Annotated in this window: 15 protein-coding genes; 9 read left to right on the plus strand and 6 right to left on the minus strand. The window is 65.7% G+C overall.

Annotation, left to right across the window (positions count from 1 at the left end; genetic code table 11):
- Positions 1-4: 4 nt before the first annotated feature.
- Positions 5-772 (minus strand): ABC transporter permease, encoded by a 768-nt coding sequence (locus ACR65K_RS04880; RefSeq protein WP_440151563.1) that lies wholly within the window; start codon positions 770-772, stop codon positions 5-7.
- Positions 769-1,737 (minus strand): ABC transporter ATP-binding protein, encoded by a 969-nt coding sequence (locus ACR65K_RS04885; protein ID WP_440151564.1) that lies wholly within the window; start codon positions 1,735-1,737, stop codon positions 769-771. The genes ACR65K_RS04880 and ACR65K_RS04885 overlap by 4 nt, the downstream gene beginning before the upstream one ends.
- A 126-nt stretch (positions 1,738-1,863) precedes the next feature.
- Between ACR65K_RS04885 and ACR65K_RS04890 the strand changes: the two genes are divergently transcribed.
- The 6 genes from ACR65K_RS04890 (at position 1,864) to ACR65K_RS04915 (ending at position 7,016) form a co-directional block, all read left to right on the plus strand.
- Positions 1,864-2,652, plus strand: coding sequence for a helix-turn-helix transcriptional regulator (locus tag ACR65K_RS04890; protein ID WP_440151566.1), 789 nt, complete (start codon positions 1,864-1,866; stop codon positions 2,650-2,652).
- Between the two features lie 11 nt (positions 2,653-2,663).
- Positions 2,664-4,127 (plus strand): Fe-S cluster assembly protein SufB, encoded by a 1,464-nt coding sequence (sufB, locus tag ACR65K_RS04895; protein WP_056333736.1) that lies wholly within the window; start codon positions 2,664-2,666, stop codon positions 4,125-4,127.
- A gap of 2 nt (positions 4,128-4,129) precedes the next feature.
- On the plus strand, positions 4,130-5,413 hold the full coding sequence (sufD, locus tag ACR65K_RS04900) for a Fe-S cluster assembly protein SufD (RefSeq protein ID WP_440151568.1): 1,284 nt from the start codon (positions 4,130-4,132) through the stop codon (positions 5,411-5,413).
- Positions 5,414-5,436: 23 nt separating this feature from the next.
- Positions 5,437-5,796, plus strand: a complete 360-nt coding sequence (locus tag ACR65K_RS04905) for a non-heme iron oxygenase ferredoxin subunit (protein WP_056333741.1) — start codon at positions 5,437-5,439, stop codon at positions 5,794-5,796.
- A gap of 80 nt (positions 5,797-5,876) precedes the next feature.
- Positions 5,877-6,671: a Fe-S cluster assembly ATPase SufC gene (sufC, locus tag ACR65K_RS04910; protein ID WP_056333743.1), complete on the plus strand. Its 795-nt coding sequence runs from the start codon at positions 5,877-5,879 to the stop codon at positions 6,669-6,671.
- Positions 6,672-6,683: 12 nt separating this feature from the next.
- Positions 6,684-7,016 carry a metal-sulfur cluster assembly factor gene (locus tag ACR65K_RS04915; RefSeq protein WP_018761278.1) on the plus strand — a complete coding sequence of 111 codons (333 nt, stop codon included), beginning with the start codon at positions 6,684-6,686 and terminating at the stop codon, positions 7,014-7,016.
- 197 nt (positions 7,017-7,213) lie between these two features.
- Here ACR65K_RS04915 and ypfJ read toward each other — a convergent pair whose 3' ends face one another.
- Entirely contained in the window at positions 7,214-8,095 is an 882-nt protein-coding gene (gene ypfJ / locus ACR65K_RS04920) for a KPN_02809 family neutral zinc metallopeptidase (RefSeq protein WP_056333745.1), read from the minus strand.
- Between the two features lie 58 nt (positions 8,096-8,153).
- Here ypfJ and ACR65K_RS04925 point away from each other — a divergent pair, with 58 nt between their 5' ends.
- Positions 8,154-9,560, plus strand: a complete 1,407-nt coding sequence (locus ACR65K_RS04925; protein WP_440151570.1) for a class I adenylate-forming enzyme family protein — start codon at positions 8,154-8,156, stop codon at positions 9,558-9,560.
- A complete protein-coding gene (locus ACR65K_RS04930) occupies positions 9,523-10,752 on the plus strand; it encodes a thiolase family protein (protein ID WP_440151571.1) in 1,230 nt (409 codons plus the stop codon). The genes ACR65K_RS04925 and ACR65K_RS04930 overlap by 38 nt, the downstream gene beginning before the upstream one ends.
- A 3-nt stretch (positions 10,753-10,755) precedes the next feature.
- Here the strand turns inward: ACR65K_RS04930 and ACR65K_RS04935 are convergent, their stop codons facing one another.
- From ACR65K_RS04935 to ACR65K_RS04945, 3 genes are read right to left on the minus strand one after another with little or no spacing between them, the layout of a single operon-like run.
- On the minus strand, positions 10,756-11,388 hold the full coding sequence (locus tag ACR65K_RS04935; RefSeq protein WP_440151572.1) for an energy-coupling factor transporter transmembrane component T family protein: 633 nt from the start codon (positions 11,386-11,388) through the stop codon (positions 10,756-10,758).
- Positions 11,385-12,116: an energy-coupling factor ABC transporter ATP-binding protein gene (locus ACR65K_RS04940; protein ID WP_056333753.1), complete on the minus strand. Its 732-nt coding sequence runs from the start codon at positions 12,114-12,116 to the stop codon at positions 11,385-11,387. Before ACR65K_RS04940 ends, ACR65K_RS04935 begins: the two co-directional genes overlap by 4 nt.
- Before the next feature lie 11 nt (positions 12,117-12,127).
- Entirely contained in the window at positions 12,128-12,772 is a 645-nt protein-coding gene (locus ACR65K_RS04945; protein WP_440151574.1) for a biotin transporter BioY, read from the minus strand.
- A gap of 505 nt (positions 12,773-13,277) precedes the next feature.
- Between ACR65K_RS04945 and ACR65K_RS04950 the strand changes: the two genes are divergently transcribed.
- Positions 13,278-15,268: Ig-like domain-containing protein (locus tag ACR65K_RS04950; protein ID WP_440151575.1), on the plus strand; the 1,991-nt coding region annotated here is incomplete at its 3' end.

The raw sequence follows: 15,268 nt of genomic DNA on the forward strand, positions 1-15,268 counted from the left end.
TATCTCAATTCCACTTGAACCAACGGATGGCTGCGGCCCCGGCGATAACCGTCCAGAGCAGCAGGATGAGGGCGGCGCCGCCGTCTACGGCGCCGTCCAGGAAGGCAGCCCGCAGTGACTCGCCCAGGGCGCCGGACGGCAGGAAGTGCACAATGGCCTGCGCCGCGGCAGGCAGTCTTTCAGCGGGTATCACGATGCCACCCAGGGCACCGAGGAGGATCCACAGCAGGTTGGTGATGGCCAGCGTGGCCTCCGGTCGGACTGTTCCGGCCACCAGCAGCCCCAGCGCGGTGAAAGCCGCTGCGCCCAGCGCGAGCAGTGCCAGCCCCGGGAGCCAGCCCGCCGCCGTCGGCTGCCATCCCAGCGCCAGGGCAACCAGCCCCACCACCACCACCTGCAGGCACAGGACGGCCAGGACCGAAAGGACCTTGCCGGCAATAAGGCCGCCACGGCCCAGCGGTGTGGTGGACAGGAACCGGAGCACTCCGTAGCGGCGGTCGAAGCCGGTGGCGATGCCCTGGCCGGTGAACGCCGTGGACATCGCGCACAGGGCCAGGATCCCCGGAACCGCCACGTTGATGCGGCTGGAGCCCATTCCGTCCAGGAAAGGGGTCACCGTGAGGCCGACCAGCGCCAGCAGCGGCAAAACCACTGCCAGGATCAGCTGTTCACCGTTCCGCAGCATCGTCAGTGCCTCGTACTTGCCCTGCAGCAGGACGCGGCGCAGCAGGGAGGCCGGCTCCTGCGTCTCCTGCGTTGCTGCCGTGCTCATCGGATGTCCTTTCCCGAAATGTCCAGAAAGACGTCTTCAAGGCTACGCGCCTGGAGGCTCAGTGATGTGGGCATGACGCCCTTCGCTTCCCACCACTGGGCCAAAGCGGAGAGGTGGCCCGGGGTCAGGGCCCCGGTGACGGTGTAGCTTCCGGCGCGGGATTCGGAAACGTCCACGTCGTCCGGCAGCACCGCGGCCAGGTCCAGGCCCGCCGGGGCCTCGAACACCAGCGTCCGGATGTGCTCCCCGCCCTGGGAGTCGGCCGGGCTGCGCTGCAGCAGCTCCTGCACGGTCCCTTCCGCAACGTTGCGGCCGCCGTCGATGATGTACACGTAGTCCGCCAGGCGCTGGGCGTCGTCCATGAGGTGGGTGGTGAGGATGATCCCCATCCCGCTGTCCCGCAGCTCGGCGATCAGGTCGAAGACCAGCTGCCGGGACTGCGGGTCCAGCCCCGCGCTGGGCTCGTCAAGGAAGAGGACTTCCGGCCTGCCGATAAGGGCGGCGGCGAGAGCGAGACGCTGTTTCTGGCCGCCGGACAGCCTGCGGACGCTGGTACGGCTGAAGGTGTCGATGCCCAGCCTGCCCACCAGGTCCTCCAGGGGCCACGGGTGGGCATACAGCCCTGCGATGTGCCGCAGCAGTGGCAGGGGCCGTGCCGACGGCGGGAGGCCACCGTCCTGCAGCATCACACCGACGCGGGAACGCAAGTCAGCTGCTGCCGCCGCCGGGTCCTGGCCCAGCAGCGAAATGCTGCCGCCGCTGCGTTTCTGCAGGCCCTGGGCGCATTCGAGCGTGGTGGTCTTTCCGGCGCCGTTCGCGCCCAGAAGCGCGGTTACCTGTCCGCGTTCGGCGATAAGTGAAACGCCGCTGACAACCCTGAGCATCTTTCCGTCGAGACTGGAAAGGGGGCCAACGTCCTTAATGAGCCCATGGATGGACAGGACGGGGGACTGGGGGAATCGCACCACAGTATTCTACGGGATGTAGTATTTCCCGATCTCCGCACCGGCTTAGCGGCTGGGGCAGCCAAGGTCAGCCTGCCCTTACTGGAGTGCGGGACTAAATTACGACATGATTGTGTTGTGTATTCCATGACCAACGCTACTGCTGTGCCCGTGGCCGGTGCCGCGGCATCAAGTCCTGTGGCTGATGCCGACGAGCGCACCCGGGACCGGGTCCTCGCTGCCGTCCTGGAACACGGACCTGTCAGCGCGGCCGAGCTCGGAGACATGCTGGGGTTCACCCCGGCCGCTGTCCGGCGCCACCTGGACCACCTCTCCCGTGCCGGCGTCATTGAGGTCAAGAAGGTGGCCAAGCCCGGAGCAGGTGCCGGCCGTCCCGCCCGCCGCTACGTCCTCAGCTCCCAGGGCCAGTCCAGCCTGGGCAACGACTACCTGGACATCGCCGCCCTTGCGCTCCAGCAGCTGCAAAAGGTGGCCGGCCCGGATGCGGTGCGCGCCTTCGCCGAGGAGCGTTTTGCGGACATGGAGCGCCGCTACGCACCCGAAATCGAGCAGGCTGGGCCGGACATCCGGGACCGTGCCAATGCACTCGCAGCCGCCCTGACCCGCGACAACTTTGTCGCCTCCGCCGCGTCCATCGAGGCAAAGGCACCGCTGCCCGCCGCACTCTCGAGCGTGCAGCTCTGCCAGGGCCACTGCCCCATCCAGCAACTGGCGGCCCGCTTCCCGGTGTTCTGCGACGTCGAAACCGAAGTTTTCTCAAGGCTGGTGGGCGTTGACGTCCGCCGCCTCTCCACCCTGGCGCGCGGCGGCCACGTCTGCACCACCCACATTCCTACAGGCAGGCTGTCTGCCAAACCGGCCACCGCGCCGGGTGCAGCCCCCGCCAGCCTGGACGAAGTAACCAACCATCAGTAAGAAAGGCCGTGATGACGGACCAACTATCAGAGAAAGCAGTAGCCGAAAACACTGTGATCTCGGAGATTCTGGAAAAGAATCCCGAGCTCCACGGCATCGGCAACTACGAGTACGGGTGGGCTGACAAGAATGACGTCGGCGCCAACGCACGCCGTGGGCTCAGCGAAGAAGTCGTCCGGGACATTTCGGCCAAGAAGAGCGAGCCGGAGTGGATGCTTGACCTGCGCCTGAAGGGCCTGAAGTACTTCGACCGCAAGCCCATGCCCACCTGGGGTGCGGATCTGTCGGGCATCGATTTCGACAACATCAAGTACTTCGTCCGTTCCACCGAGAAGCAGGCTGCCTCCTGGGACGACCTCCCCGAGGACATCAAGAACACCTACGACAAGCTGGGCATCCCCGAGGCCGAGAAGCAGCGCCTGGTTTCCGGCGTCGCCGCGCAGTACGAGTCCGAGGTTGTTTACCACCAGCTGCGCGAGGATCTTGAGCGGCAGGGCGTCATCTTCCTGGACACCGACACCGCGTTGAAGGAACACCCGGAGATCTTCCAGGAGTACTTCGGCACCGTCATCCCGGTGGGAGACAACAAGTTCGCCTCCCTGAACACGGCAGTCTGGTCCGGCGGCTCCTTTGTCTATGTTCCCAAGGGCGTCCACGTGGACATCCCCCTGCAGGCATACTTCCGCATCAACACCGAAAACATGGGCCAGTTTGAGCGGACCCTGATCATCGCGGACGAGGATTCCTACGTCCACTACATTGAGGGCTGCACGGCTCCCATTTACACGTCGGATTCCCTGCACTCCGCAGTGGTGGAAATCATCGTGAAGAAGGGCGCCCGGGTCCGATACACCACCATCCAGAACTGGTCCAACAATGTGTACAACCTGGTGACCAAGCGTGCCATCTGCGAAGAAGGCGCCACCATGGAATGGGTCGACGGCAACATTGGCTCCAAGGTCACCATGAAGTACCCGGCCGTGTACCTGGTGGGCGAGCACGCCAAGGGCGAAACCCTGTCCATCGCGTTCGCCGGCGAAGGCCAGCACCAGGACACCGGCTCCAAGATGGTGCATATTGCACCGAACACCAAGAGCTCGATCATTTCCAAGTCCGTGGCCCGCGGCGGCGGACGCGCAGCATACCGCGGCCTGGTCCAGGTCCGTGAAGGCGCCAAGCACTCCGCCAACACCGTCCGCTGTGATGCGCTCCTGGTGGACACCATCAGCCGCTCGGACACCTACCCGTACATCGACATCCGTGAGGACGACGTTGTGATGGGCCATGAGGCAACTGTTTCCCGCGTCAGCGAAGAGCAGCTCTTCTACCTGATGTCCCGCGGCATGCGCGAAGACGAAGCCATGGCGATGATCGTGCGCGGCTTCATCGAGCCGATTGCCCGCGAGCTCCCCATGGAGTACGCACTCGAGCTGAACCGCCTCATTGAACTGCAGATGGAAGGGTCCGTCGGATAACGATGACTGAAATCACTACTGAAAAGGCACGCATCGGCGCGCCCTCAGCCCAGCCGTTCATCGACGGCTTCACCGAAGAGGGCGAGAGCCTCTCGCCGATCAACGCCAACGGCAAAGCCCCGCTTGCGGGCGCTTCAGCCAAGAGCCACTCCCACGGCGGCGGCGTGGGCGTACCGGACAGCTCACGCGCCGGACGGCTGACGTCCTACAAGCTCGCTGACTTCAAGCCGCTCACCGGCATGGAGGAGGACTGGCGCTTCACCCCGCTGAAGCGGCTCCGCGGCCTTCACTCGGAGGTCCTGTCCGGCGCGGCTCCCACCGTGATCGTCAAGGGCCCGGAGGGCGTTGTTGTCGAGGGCGTCGGCCGCGACGACCAGCGGATCGGTACCGCCGGCATCCCCGAGGACCGCGTCTCCGCCAACGCCTGGGAGAACTTCGCCCAGGCCACCGTGGTGACCATCCCCGCGGAGTTCGAAGCCTTGACGGAGATCACCGTCGACATCGAAGGCACGTCCCTCGAAGCTGCCGCGCAGCACCTGGTGATCGTCGCCGAAAAGTTCTCCAAGGCTGTTGTGGTCCTGAACCACAAGGGCTCAGCAGTCGTCTCAGAGAACGTCGAGATCATTGTGGAAGACGGCGCCAGCCTGACGATTGTCACGCTGCAGGAATGGAATGACGACGCCGTCCACGCCTCCTCCCAGCAGGCAAAGATCGGCCGTGACGCCAAACTCAAGCACGTCATGGTGAGCCTTGGTGGGGACCTGGTGCGCGTCACGCCGTCGGCCCGCTTCACCGCCCCCGGTGGCGAGGCCGAACTGTTCGGCCTGTACTTCGCCGACGCCGGACAGCACCTTGAGCAGCGTCTCTTCGTTGACCACGCGGTGCCCAACTGCAAGTCCAACGTCCTCTACAAGGGTGCCCTGCAGGGCCGCAACGCCCACGCTGTCTGGGTTGGTGACGTCCTGATCCGCAAGGAAGCAGAAGGCACCGACACTTACGAGGCCAACCGCAACCTGCTGCTCACCGATGGTGCCCGCGCCGACTCGGTGCCCAACCTCGAAATCGAGACAGGGCTGATCGAGGGTGCAGGCCACGCCAGCGCCACCGGCCGGATGGATGACGAGCACCTGTTCTACCTGATGGCCCGTGGCATCCCCGAGGATGTTGCCCGCCGACTGGTGGTCCGGGGCTTCCTGAACGAAATCATCCAGCAGATCAAGGTCCCCTCCATTGAGGAGCGGCTGACCGAAGCTGTTGAGCACGAACTCGCACTGACGGACAACTAGAAGCTACGGAGCACGGTTTTCAGATGACTGACCAGCCAAAGGGCGAGCTTGTCTGCAAGGTGGACGAAATCCAGGTGAAGCAGGCGCTGCGGATCCTGATCGACGACTACCCTGTGGCGATCGTCAAGGATTCCATGGGGGAGATCCACGCGATCGGCGACACCTGCTCGCACGCGGACATTTCATTGTCCGAAGGCGACGTGGATGGCTGCACCATCGAGTGCTGGGGCCATGGCTCGCAGTTCGACCTCCGCAGCGGCCAGCCGCTGCAGCTGCCCGCCTACGATCCCGTCCCGGTATTCGCCGTCGAGATCGCAGGGGATGAGGTCTACGTGGATGTCACCAACGTCCTCAACGGCGCCGAAGCTCCGAACTTCAGCTAGCACCACAGAATTACGAACCACACTTCCAGACACAGAGCGCACCGCAGCCGGCAGGCGCGGCGCAGAGGAGAACAAGACATATGTCTACTCTTGAGATCAAGGACCTGCACGTCAGCATTGAGACGGAACAGGGCACCAAGGAAATCCTGAAGGGCGTCAGCCTGACCATCCGCACCGGCGAAACCCACGCCATCATGGGCCCGAACGGCTCCGGAAAGTCCACCCTGGCCTCAACCATCGCCGGACACCCCCGCTACAACGTGACCAGCGGCTCCATCACCCTGGACGGCGAGGACGTGCTGGAGATGAGCGTGGACGAGCGTGCCCGCGCCGGCGTCTTCCTGGCCATGCAGTACCCGGTGGAGGTCCCCGGTGTCAGCATGACCAACTTCCTGCGTACCGCGAAGACCGCCATCGACGGTGAAGCCCCCAAGCTGCGTACCTGGACCAAGGACGTCAAGGCTGCCATGGAGCAGCTGCGCATCGACGCCGACTTCGCCCAGCGCAACGTCAACGAAGGCTTCTCCGGCGGCGAGAAGAAGCGGGTGGAGATCCTCCAGCTGGAACTCTTCAAGCCCAAGTTCGCCATCCTGGACGAGACCGACTCCGGCCTGGACGTTGACGCGCTGAAGGTTGTTTCCGAGGGCGTCAACCGCGCCCACGCCGAGGGCAACATGGGCACGCTGCTCATTACGCACTACACCCGCATCCTGCGCTACATCAAGCCCGACTTCGTCCATGTGTTCGTGGATGGCCAGGTTGTTGAGGAAGGCGGCCCCGAACTGGCCGACCGCCTCGAAGAAGAAGGCTACGACCGGTACGCCAAGGGCGCCGGCGCAGCCACCATCGCGGCCCCCGCCGCAGCACAGGCCTAGTAAGGACTCGTCATGACCGAAATCAAGCCGGGCCGCACGGCCCTGGAGGACGTCGAAGAGGCGCTCAAGGACGTCATCGACCCTGAGCTTGGCGTCAATGTTGTGGACTTGGGCCTGTTGTACGGCCTGAAGTACTCCGACGATGACGGTGCGCTGCTGATCGACATGACGCTCACCACCGCCGCCTGCCCGCTCACCGATGTGCTCGAGGAGCAGGTAGGCCAGGCACTGGACGGCGTTGTGGACGACTGGCGCCTGAACTGGGTGTGGATGCCGCCTTGGGGTCCGGAGCGGATCACCGACGACGGCAAGGACCAGATGAGGGCCCTCGGCTTCAACATCTAAAAAAAGTACGACGACGGCGGGTCACCTTCCCCAAGGAAGGTGACCCGCCGTCGTCGTTCCCCGCTCCCTCGCCAATCTCGCAAGCTCGATTGGGGCCCCTCGGGAGCGTGGGCCCACCCACCGGCCCCACGCATCGACTGCTCCGTACCTGCCGTTATCACGCGTGAAAACGACAGGTACGCAGCAATCGATGGGGTTTAAAGGGTGGCGGCGCTGAAGGTGTCGCACTGCTTGATATCGCCGGACTGGTAGCCCCGCGTGAACCAGCGCTGGCGTTCCTCACTGGAACCGTGCGTCCAGCCCTCAGGGGAGACCCGGCCGGTGGCGGCTTTCTGGATCCGGTCATCGCCCACCGATGCGGCGGCGGACAACGCATCGTTCACATCCTGCTCGGTGAGGGGTTCCAGGTACGGCTGCCCCGTTGCGGGATCCGCCGTGGTGGAAGCGTACTTGGCCCACAGACCGGCGTAGCAGTCCGCCTGCAGCTCGGTGCGGACGGACCCGGACTCCGGTCCCTGCGGATCCTGCTGCGCACGCCCCAGGTCGCCGAGGACGTTCTGGATGTGGTGGCCGAATTCGTGGGCCACCACGTACTCCTGGGCCAGGGGGCCGCCGGAGGAACCAAAGCGGTCCACCAGTTCCTGGAAGAAGCCGGGATCGAAGTACGCGGTGGTATCCGTGGGGCAGTAGAAGGGGCCCACATCGGACGTTGCGGACCCGCACCCGGTGTTGGTGCCGCCGCTGAAGATCACTGCCTCCGGGCGGGGGTACTGCACGTTGTACTGCTTCAGGTAGCCGGGCCAGAACGCGTTGAGGCTGTTGACGGTGCCGGTGATCCGGCAGTCAAGCCGCGCGTCGGCGTCCGCCCCGGTGCTGCAGGCCGGAGCCGTGCCCTGGGACTGTCCGGCGGTTCCGCCGTCAGTCAGTCCTCCGAGCATGTTGGGATTGATGCCAAGCAGGAGCGCAACGAGCAGCACCAGGCCGCCACCGATTCCGCCGCCGATTTTCACGCCGGTGCCCATGCCCCGCCGGTCCTGGACCTGGGACGGATCAAGCTGCACGTTGTCATTGAAACTCATATCGTCACAATACCCGCGGGCCGGGGACTCAACCCATGGCGGCCGGTAAAGTTGGTTCGTGCCTTTCCTCGACAAGATCCAGCTCTGGGCTGGCCAACGGCCGCACGACACCGCCGTGGTGATCGCCGGAAGGCGCCTTGACTGGGCGGAGCTGCTGGATTCCGCTGCCGGACTGGTGCCGGAAACGAAGTCAGTCACCACCTTGTGCGAGTCCAACTCCGTGGACTTCGCCGTGAAGTTCGCTGCCGCCGTGGCCGGAAACCGCCAGTGCGCTGTCCTGGATCCTTCCTGGCCCGCACCCCTTCAGGAGGACATTGTCCGGCGGGTGGAGGCCTGCGCCGTTCCGGCCCCGGTCTCCCCGGATGACCACGTGGCTGATGGCCCGCCTGACACCGGCTTCCTCATCGGCCTGACCTCCGGCACCACGTCCGTGCCCAAGGCATTTACGCGTTCGCGGCGGTCATGGCAGCAGTCCTTCGACGCCTCGATAGAGTTTTTCGGGCTTCGGCAGGATGACGTCACCCTTGCGCCCGGCCCGCTGGCCGCCAGCCTGAACCTCTACGCCCTGGCCGAATGCCTCTACGCCGGGTCCGAGTTCCAGACGCTGGAGACGTTCGACGTCGGCGACGTCCACGCTGCCATCACGCATGACAGGGTGACCCGCCTGGTACTGGTGCCCACCATGCTGCGGATGCTCAGCGAACGGGGGATGACGGGGTGCGTCGACGCTTCCGGTATCCGCACCATCATCTGTGCCGGCTCCAAGCTCGACGCCCGGACCCTGGAAGCGGCCCGGCGCTGGGCTCCTAATGCCACCATTTACGAGTACTACGGCGCCTCCGAGCTGAGCTTCGTCTCCGGCCTTGGCCTGGCCCCAGGGCAGGACGCGGCCGCGGGCGGCACCGGAATCGGGCGGCCCTTTCCCGGCGTCGACGTCCGGATCCTGGACGACGACGGCATCGTGGTTCCGGCGGGTGGCTACGGCAACATCTGCGTCCGCAGCGGCATGGTGAGCAACGGTTACCTGTGGGGCGATGACGGCGAGGCGCTGCGGTCCTTTGGTGACTGGTACACGGTGGGGGACCAGGGCTACCTCCTGGACGGGGAGCTGCACATCCTTGGCCGCCGCGCCGATATGATCCTTACCGCCGGACGGAACGTCTACCCGCACGAGGTGGAGCTGGCCCTGGCCGCAGTCCCCGGCGTTGCGGCAGCGGTGGCCGCCGGCATGCCGGACGATCTGCGCGGCCAGCGGATAGTGGCGGGGGTGGTGGCGTCCCATGGCGGGCTTACGGCAACGCAGCTGCGGGCCGGCCTGGAGGACATCCTGTCCCGGCACAAGCGGCCCCTGCAGTACTACCTCCTGCCGGAACTTCCCACCACAGACCGCGGAAAGGTCAGCCGGAGCCTCCTGGTGGAGTGGATCAATGCCCGGGACCCCAAGGTACGGGCCCTTGGCGGCTGACGTCCTGCCGGCCGGGCGCCTGCCGGCGGACCGCCAGCCCGTGATCATCGCCGCGCGCCGGACTCCGGTGTGTCCCGTCAACGGAGCCCTGCGGACCCTCCGGCCACATGAACTGCTGGCGCCGGTCCTGCGCGGCCTGGTCGCCGAACTGTCATTGGATCCGGAGTCCATTGCCGACGTCGTGATCGGCAATGCCGTGGGCGGCGGCGGAAACGTGGCCAGGCTCGCCCTGCTGGAGGCGGGACTGCCCGTCACCGTACCCGGGATAACCGTGGACCGGCAATGCGGCTCAGGCCTGGACGCCATCGTCCTCGCCGCCCGGCTGGTTGCTGCCGGTGGCAGCCCGCTCTACCTGGCAGGGGGAGTGGAGAGCACCAGTACCGCGCCCCTGCGCGCGCACCGGAAGGACGACGGCGCCCCGGAGTTCTACCACCGCGCCCAGTTTGTGCCGGCGGGCTTTGGGGATCCGGACATGGGCGTCGCCGCGGAAACGGTGGCGGAGGAATACGGCGTGGGCAGGGACCGCCAGGATGCCTTTGCGCTGGCCAGCCACCGGAAAGCCCTCGCGGCGGTCAGCGGGGGGCGGTTTTCAGACGAAATCGTGCCGCTGGCCACTGCTGCCGGGGCTGTTTCCACCGATGGCGGGCCGCGCGCCGGCCTAAACCCCGCCATTATGGCGAGGTTCCCTGCCGCCTTCGTGCCCGGGGGGACCGTCACCGCCGGAAACTCCTGCTTTGACGCGGACGCCGCATCCGCCGTCGTCATCACTTCCCTTGAGCTCGCGCGGCAGCTGGGGGTGCACGATGGCCTGCTGGTGCGCGGCACAAGCACCGCGGGCGTGGCCCCGCAGGTGCTGGGGATCGGCGCTGCCCCCGCGGCCCGGGAGGTGCTGGCCGGAGCCGGTGTATCAGCCGGGGAGGTGGACCTGGTGGAATTCAATGAGGCCTTCGCATCCCAGACACTTGCCTGCCTGGACCAGCTGGGCATTGATGCCGGGCGGGTGAACCTGGACGGCGGCGCGCTGGCGCTGGGGCATGCCTATGGTGCCTCCGGCGCGGTCCTGGTGACGCGGCTGCTGGCCCAGGCGCGGAGGGCGGGTGTTCCGGGAACGTTGGGGCTGGCGATGATCAGCATGGCCGGTGGCATGGGGACCGCGGCGCTGCTTGAGTACTGCGTGCCCTCACAAGCCTGATCTTCAGGCTGGGTGGTCCTCGGCCTCGCCCAGACCGCGCGCGGCGAGTGCTTCGCCGGTCTGCCGGGCGTAGGCCACGGAGGTAATAAAGACCGGCAGCACCAGGGCCCGCGGGTTGCGTTCCAGGCCCCTGGCCCTGGCGGAGTCCCGGACGTCGGCGAATGTGCCGGCGATGAATGGGATGCTGCGGAGCATGATGCCAATGGTCAGTGCGAAGCGTTCCGGATCGGCACCCAATCTCTTGAAGGGACGCGCCACCCGGACAACGCCGTCCAGGAGCTGCTGAATGGGAGTGGTGCCGGTAAGCAGGGACGCTGCCACCACGCAGACCAGGATGTTCAGCACAATCCGCGCCGCGGTGGGACCGCCCAGCTGCCACCACTGGAAGAGGCCGATGGCCAGCAGCACGGGAGCGAGCGGCCGGACGGCACCCCACAGCCGTTTCATGCCGGCGCCGGCCAGCAGGAACAAGCCGGAGAGAACGGCCAGCACGGCTGCCGAAATACCCCAGTCCACGATGATGAAGGACGCCAGCCCGCAGGCGAAGACCAGCGCGAACTTCAGTGCCAGCGGCGCCCGGTGCAGGAGGGAATTGCCCGGCACATAGTTGGCCAGGAGGAACCCGTGGCCCCTCATCGGGTGTCCCGGGCTGCGTGATCAAGCCCTTGGAGGCACCACGAACGGTAGGCTGCCACGGCTTCGGCGGGGGCGCCGTCGAATGCCACGCGGCCCGCTTCGATGACCAGGACGCGGTCCATCTCCAGGGCAAGCCCAAGGTCATGGGTGGACATGATGATTTGCTGGTCCAGGGTGGCCAGTGTCCTGCGGAGCAGCTCGCGGTTGCGCAGGTCAAGCAGTGTGGAGGGTTCGTCCAGGACCAGCACCGCAGGGTCCACGGCGAGCACGGCGGCGAGCGCCATCAGTTGCCGTTCGCCGCCGGACAGCTCGTAGATGCTCTGGTCTGCCAGGTGAAGGAGTCCCAGCCGGCCAAGCGCTGCCTCAGCCTGGCGGCGCCGTTCCGGGCCGTTCTTCACGGAGCGGCGCAGGGACAGCTCAACGTCCTCCCTGCCGGTGGGCATCACCAGCTGGGAGAGGGGGTCGGTGAAGACGAAGCCGACGTTCCGCCTGACTTTGCGTACGGCACGCACTGTATCGTCGCCGTCGACCGCCACCCTGCCGTTGGTTGGCTGGATGAGCCCGTTGACCAGGCGCAGCAGCGTGGACTTGCCGGAGCCGTTGGCGCCGATGATGCCCACGCGTGCCTCCTCGAGCCGGAGGGTCACCGCGTCGAGGAGGACTTTGGGTTGCGGGGAGTTCTCTGTTTCGACGGCGACGGACACCTGGTCAAAGGTCACTGCGGGCATGGCGACGGGTCCTAGGCGTTTTCGGTTGTCACGGCAAGGCGGCGCACGCGGCGCACCAGGACATCGGGGAAGGCCCGGTGAAGGGCGACGGCGATGACGGCCGCGAGCACATTTTTGATGATGTCTCCCGGGTAGAAGATGAGGTCGCTCAGGAACGCCTGCTCCAGGGTGGCCTTGGAGTTCATTGCGATGCCCATGATGCCCAGCGAGTGCACCACCACGATGCTGGTGACCGTGGCGGACAGGAAGAACCAGAGGGCGCGGGCCCTGGTGGTGCGTTTGATCACCACAGTGGCCAGCCATCCGACAATACCCGCTGCGATGGGGAAGGCGATGATGTAGCCGGCCGAGGGGCCGGCAAGGATGCCCAGGCCGCTGCGGCCCTGGCTGAAGATGGGGAGGCCGGCGAGGCCCAGGAGGGTGTACAGGCCGACGGCGGCAAACCCGCGCGCCGGGCCCAACACCAGGCCGGTCAGCATGACGGCCAGGGTCTGGAAGGTGATGGGGACGCCGAAGCCGTTCAGGGCCAGTCCCGGCACCAGGGCGGCGCCGGCCACGAGGGCGGCAAAAACGGCGATGAGGCCCAGGTCCGTGCCGTTCCAGCGGCGGCGCTCCGTCCGCGGGCTGCTCTTCGGGGTGGTGTCGGTGTTGCTCATTGGGGTCCTGTCGAGGTTGTACAAGCGGAATCTAATGTACAGCCGACGCTACCGGGGTGGAACGGGGCCCATTTTGTAGGGGACCTACTAAACAGGGGACCGTCGGCTTTGGGCTGGGCACAAGGAGCTTCCACCTGGATACCGTTGGCGGACCCGTTGGTGGGAGACGGGCTGGTCTCGCACTATGAAGCCCCGGAGCCTGCTCCTGCATGTGCCTCTCGGTCGAAGCTGCTGAGGCTGGCCTGCGCGAGGAGGTGTAGGGGCATTAATTAGGGGGAGCCCGGGATTGTTTTGGGTGCCTGAAGCAACAACACTGAACGAACTGGAATTGCATTGGCATTTAAATCGGGGGGCTAAATTGATCAACCAACCATTATTCCGCAGGAGTGAGCCTGGTACTGGTGCCTGGACTTTCTTTCTTTTCGTAAGTCGGGGGGTTGATCGTTCGGCCGGTCCCCGCCGCCGTCACTGGCCGAATCTGCGGTTCCACGGACTTTTGACAGCGATGTTCGTTGTGTTCTGTGCCCTGGTGGTACCGATCCCGGCGTCGGCCGACACGGGCGATGTTGGCGTTCCGGGTCCCTCGCATTCCGGCACCGCCACACCCACAGGCACCAAGCGCGCCACGAGCGTGTTGTGGTTCAACGACGGATCCTGGTGGGGAAACCTGTGGGACTCTGCCACCTCCGATTTCCACATCTTCCGGTTCGACGCCGTGACCAGTTCCTGGGTGGATACCGGCGTGGCCACGGAAGGACGGGCGGACACCCATCATGACGTGCTGTGGGACGGGAAGACGCTGTATGTCGCAAGCTACAAGTTCGTGAACGATGAGTCGCCGGCTGAACCGAATTTCCCCACAACGATGCGCCGTTACAGCTACGACTCTGATACCGGAAAGTACGCGCTGCTGGGTTCCTCCCAGATCAACAACTCCAAGGTTGAAGTCCTGACCATCGACAAGGACTCCACGGGCAGGGTCTGGTCCAGCTGGCAGGAGGACAACAGGATCTACCTGAACGTGACCGCCACTGACGGCAAGACGTGGGGCACGCCCTTCCAGGTTCCCGGAGCAATGAGCAACGTCTCCGTGGACGATACGTCGGCCGTGATTGCCTTTGACGGGAAGATCGGTGTGATGTGGAGCCGCCAGGTGGGGGACTCCACCGACGGCATGTACTGGAGCTACCACATCGATGGGGCGTCAACCACGGACTGGAGCACGCCTGTGGCGGCGGTGTCCGGGCAGCGCAGCAGCGATGACCACATGAACCTGAAGTGGCTGGACTCCTCGGGAGGCCGGGTGTTCGCCGCCATCAAGACGTCATACACTTCGGCGTCACAGCCGCTGATCCAACTGCTGGCCCTCAGTGGCACCACGTGGTCCGCACACACGATCGCCACCGTTGCGGAATGCCCCAACCGGGTGATCGTCATGATTGACGAGAGCAGCCAGAAGCTGCGCACTTTCGCTACCTATCCAAAGCCGAGCGGCACGACGGACGCCGGTGTCTGCAGCACGTCCGGCGGTGCGATCTACGAAAAGTCGACGCCGCTGGACAACATCAAGTTCACCACCACCAAGACGGCCCGCATCGTCGATGCCGACCAGTTCGTGCACAACGTGACGTCGACGAAGCAGAACGTCAACAGTGCGGCGTGGGGTACGGTCGACAGCGGCCTGTTGCTGCTTGCAGACGTCAATGCCACAAGCCAGTACTGGCACTACTACGATCCCACCGGCGGGGGAAGCAATGACACCACCGCTCCGACCGTCACCGCCACGTCCCCCGCTACCGGTGCCACCGGCGTGGCGGTGACAGCCAATGTGACAGGGACGTTCTCGGAGGGATTGGACCCCTCCAGCGTCACATCCAGCACATTCACATTGACGGACGGGACGGCGCCTGTGGCCGCCGCTGTTTCCTACGCCACGTCCGGCAAAGTTGCAACGCTGGACCCCGGTGCGGACCTTGCAAGCGGCACAAAATATACAGCGACGATCAAGGGCGGCACCGGCGGCGTGAAGGATGTTTCCGGTAACGCCCTGGCCGTGGACAGGACCTGGACTTTCACGACGGCCGGGGCTCCGCCGGCGCAGACTCCGATCGCCGTTAAGGCTGCTTCGCTGGGTGGTGCCCTTGGAGCAGCCACCACACCAGAGGTGTATGGCCTCAAGGACAACGGCGGATACCAGTGTTTTGAACGCGGGTGCATCCTCTACTCGCCGGCATCAGGGGCCCACGTCTCAACTGGTGCGATCCGAGGCTTGTGGGCGGCTACAGGGTTTGAAGGTGGCAGGCTCGGCTACCCGACCACCGACGAGGTGGGCGGCCTCAGGGACGGCGGGGTCTACCAGAACTACCAGGGCGGCGCCATTATCTGGTCGCCGGCCACAGGACCCCATATCTCCGTCGGCGCGATCCGAGGCTTGTGGGCGGCTACAGGGTTTGAAGGTGGCAGGCTCGGCTACCCGACCACCGACGAGGTGGGCGG

This window comes from Arthrobacter sp. SAFR-179 (genome assembly GCF_059414945.1).

Excerpts from the sequence above, each read along its gene's own strand:
- ACR65K_RS04880 (WP_440151563.1), bottom strand. The coding sequence starts at position 772 with ATGAGCACGGCAGCAACGCAGGAGACGCAGGAGCCGGCCTCCCTGCTG.
- ACR65K_RS04890 (WP_440151566.1), top strand. The coding sequence starts at position 1,864 with ATGACCAACGCTACTGCTGTGCCCGTGGCCGGTGCCGCGGCATCAAGT.
- sufB (WP_056333736.1), top strand. The coding sequence starts at position 2,664 with ATGACGGACCAACTATCAGAGAAAGCAGTAGCCGAAAACACTGTGATC.
- sufD (WP_440151568.1), top strand. The coding sequence starts at position 4,130 with ATGACTGAAATCACTACTGAAAAGGCACGCATCGGCGCGCCCTCAGCC.
- ACR65K_RS04905 (WP_056333741.1), top strand. The coding sequence starts at position 5,437 with ATGACTGACCAGCCAAAGGGCGAGCTTGTCTGCAAGGTGGACGAAATC.
- sufC (WP_056333743.1), top strand. The coding sequence starts at position 5,877 with ATGTCTACTCTTGAGATCAAGGACCTGCACGTCAGCATTGAGACGGAA.
- ACR65K_RS04915 (WP_018761278.1), top strand. The coding sequence starts at position 6,684 with ATGACCGAAATCAAGCCGGGCCGCACGGCCCTGGAGGACGTCGAAGAG.
- ypfJ (WP_056333745.1), bottom strand. The coding sequence starts at position 8,095 with ATGAGTTTCAATGACAACGTGCAGCTTGATCCGTCCCAGGTCCAGGAC.
- ACR65K_RS04930 (WP_440151571.1), top strand. The coding sequence starts at position 9,523 with ATGCCCGGGACCCCAAGGTACGGGCCCTTGGCGGCTGACGTCCTGCCG.
- ACR65K_RS04935 (WP_440151572.1), bottom strand. The coding sequence starts at position 11,388 with ATGAGGGGCCACGGGTTCCTCCTGGCCAACTATGTGCCGGGCAATTCC.
- ACR65K_RS04940 (WP_056333753.1), bottom strand. The coding sequence starts at position 12,116 with ATGCCCGCAGTGACCTTTGACCAGGTGTCCGTCGCCGTCGAAACAGAG.
- ACR65K_RS04945 (WP_440151574.1), bottom strand. The coding sequence starts at position 12,772 with ATGAGCAACACCGACACCACCCCGAAGAGCAGCCCGCGGACGGAGCGC.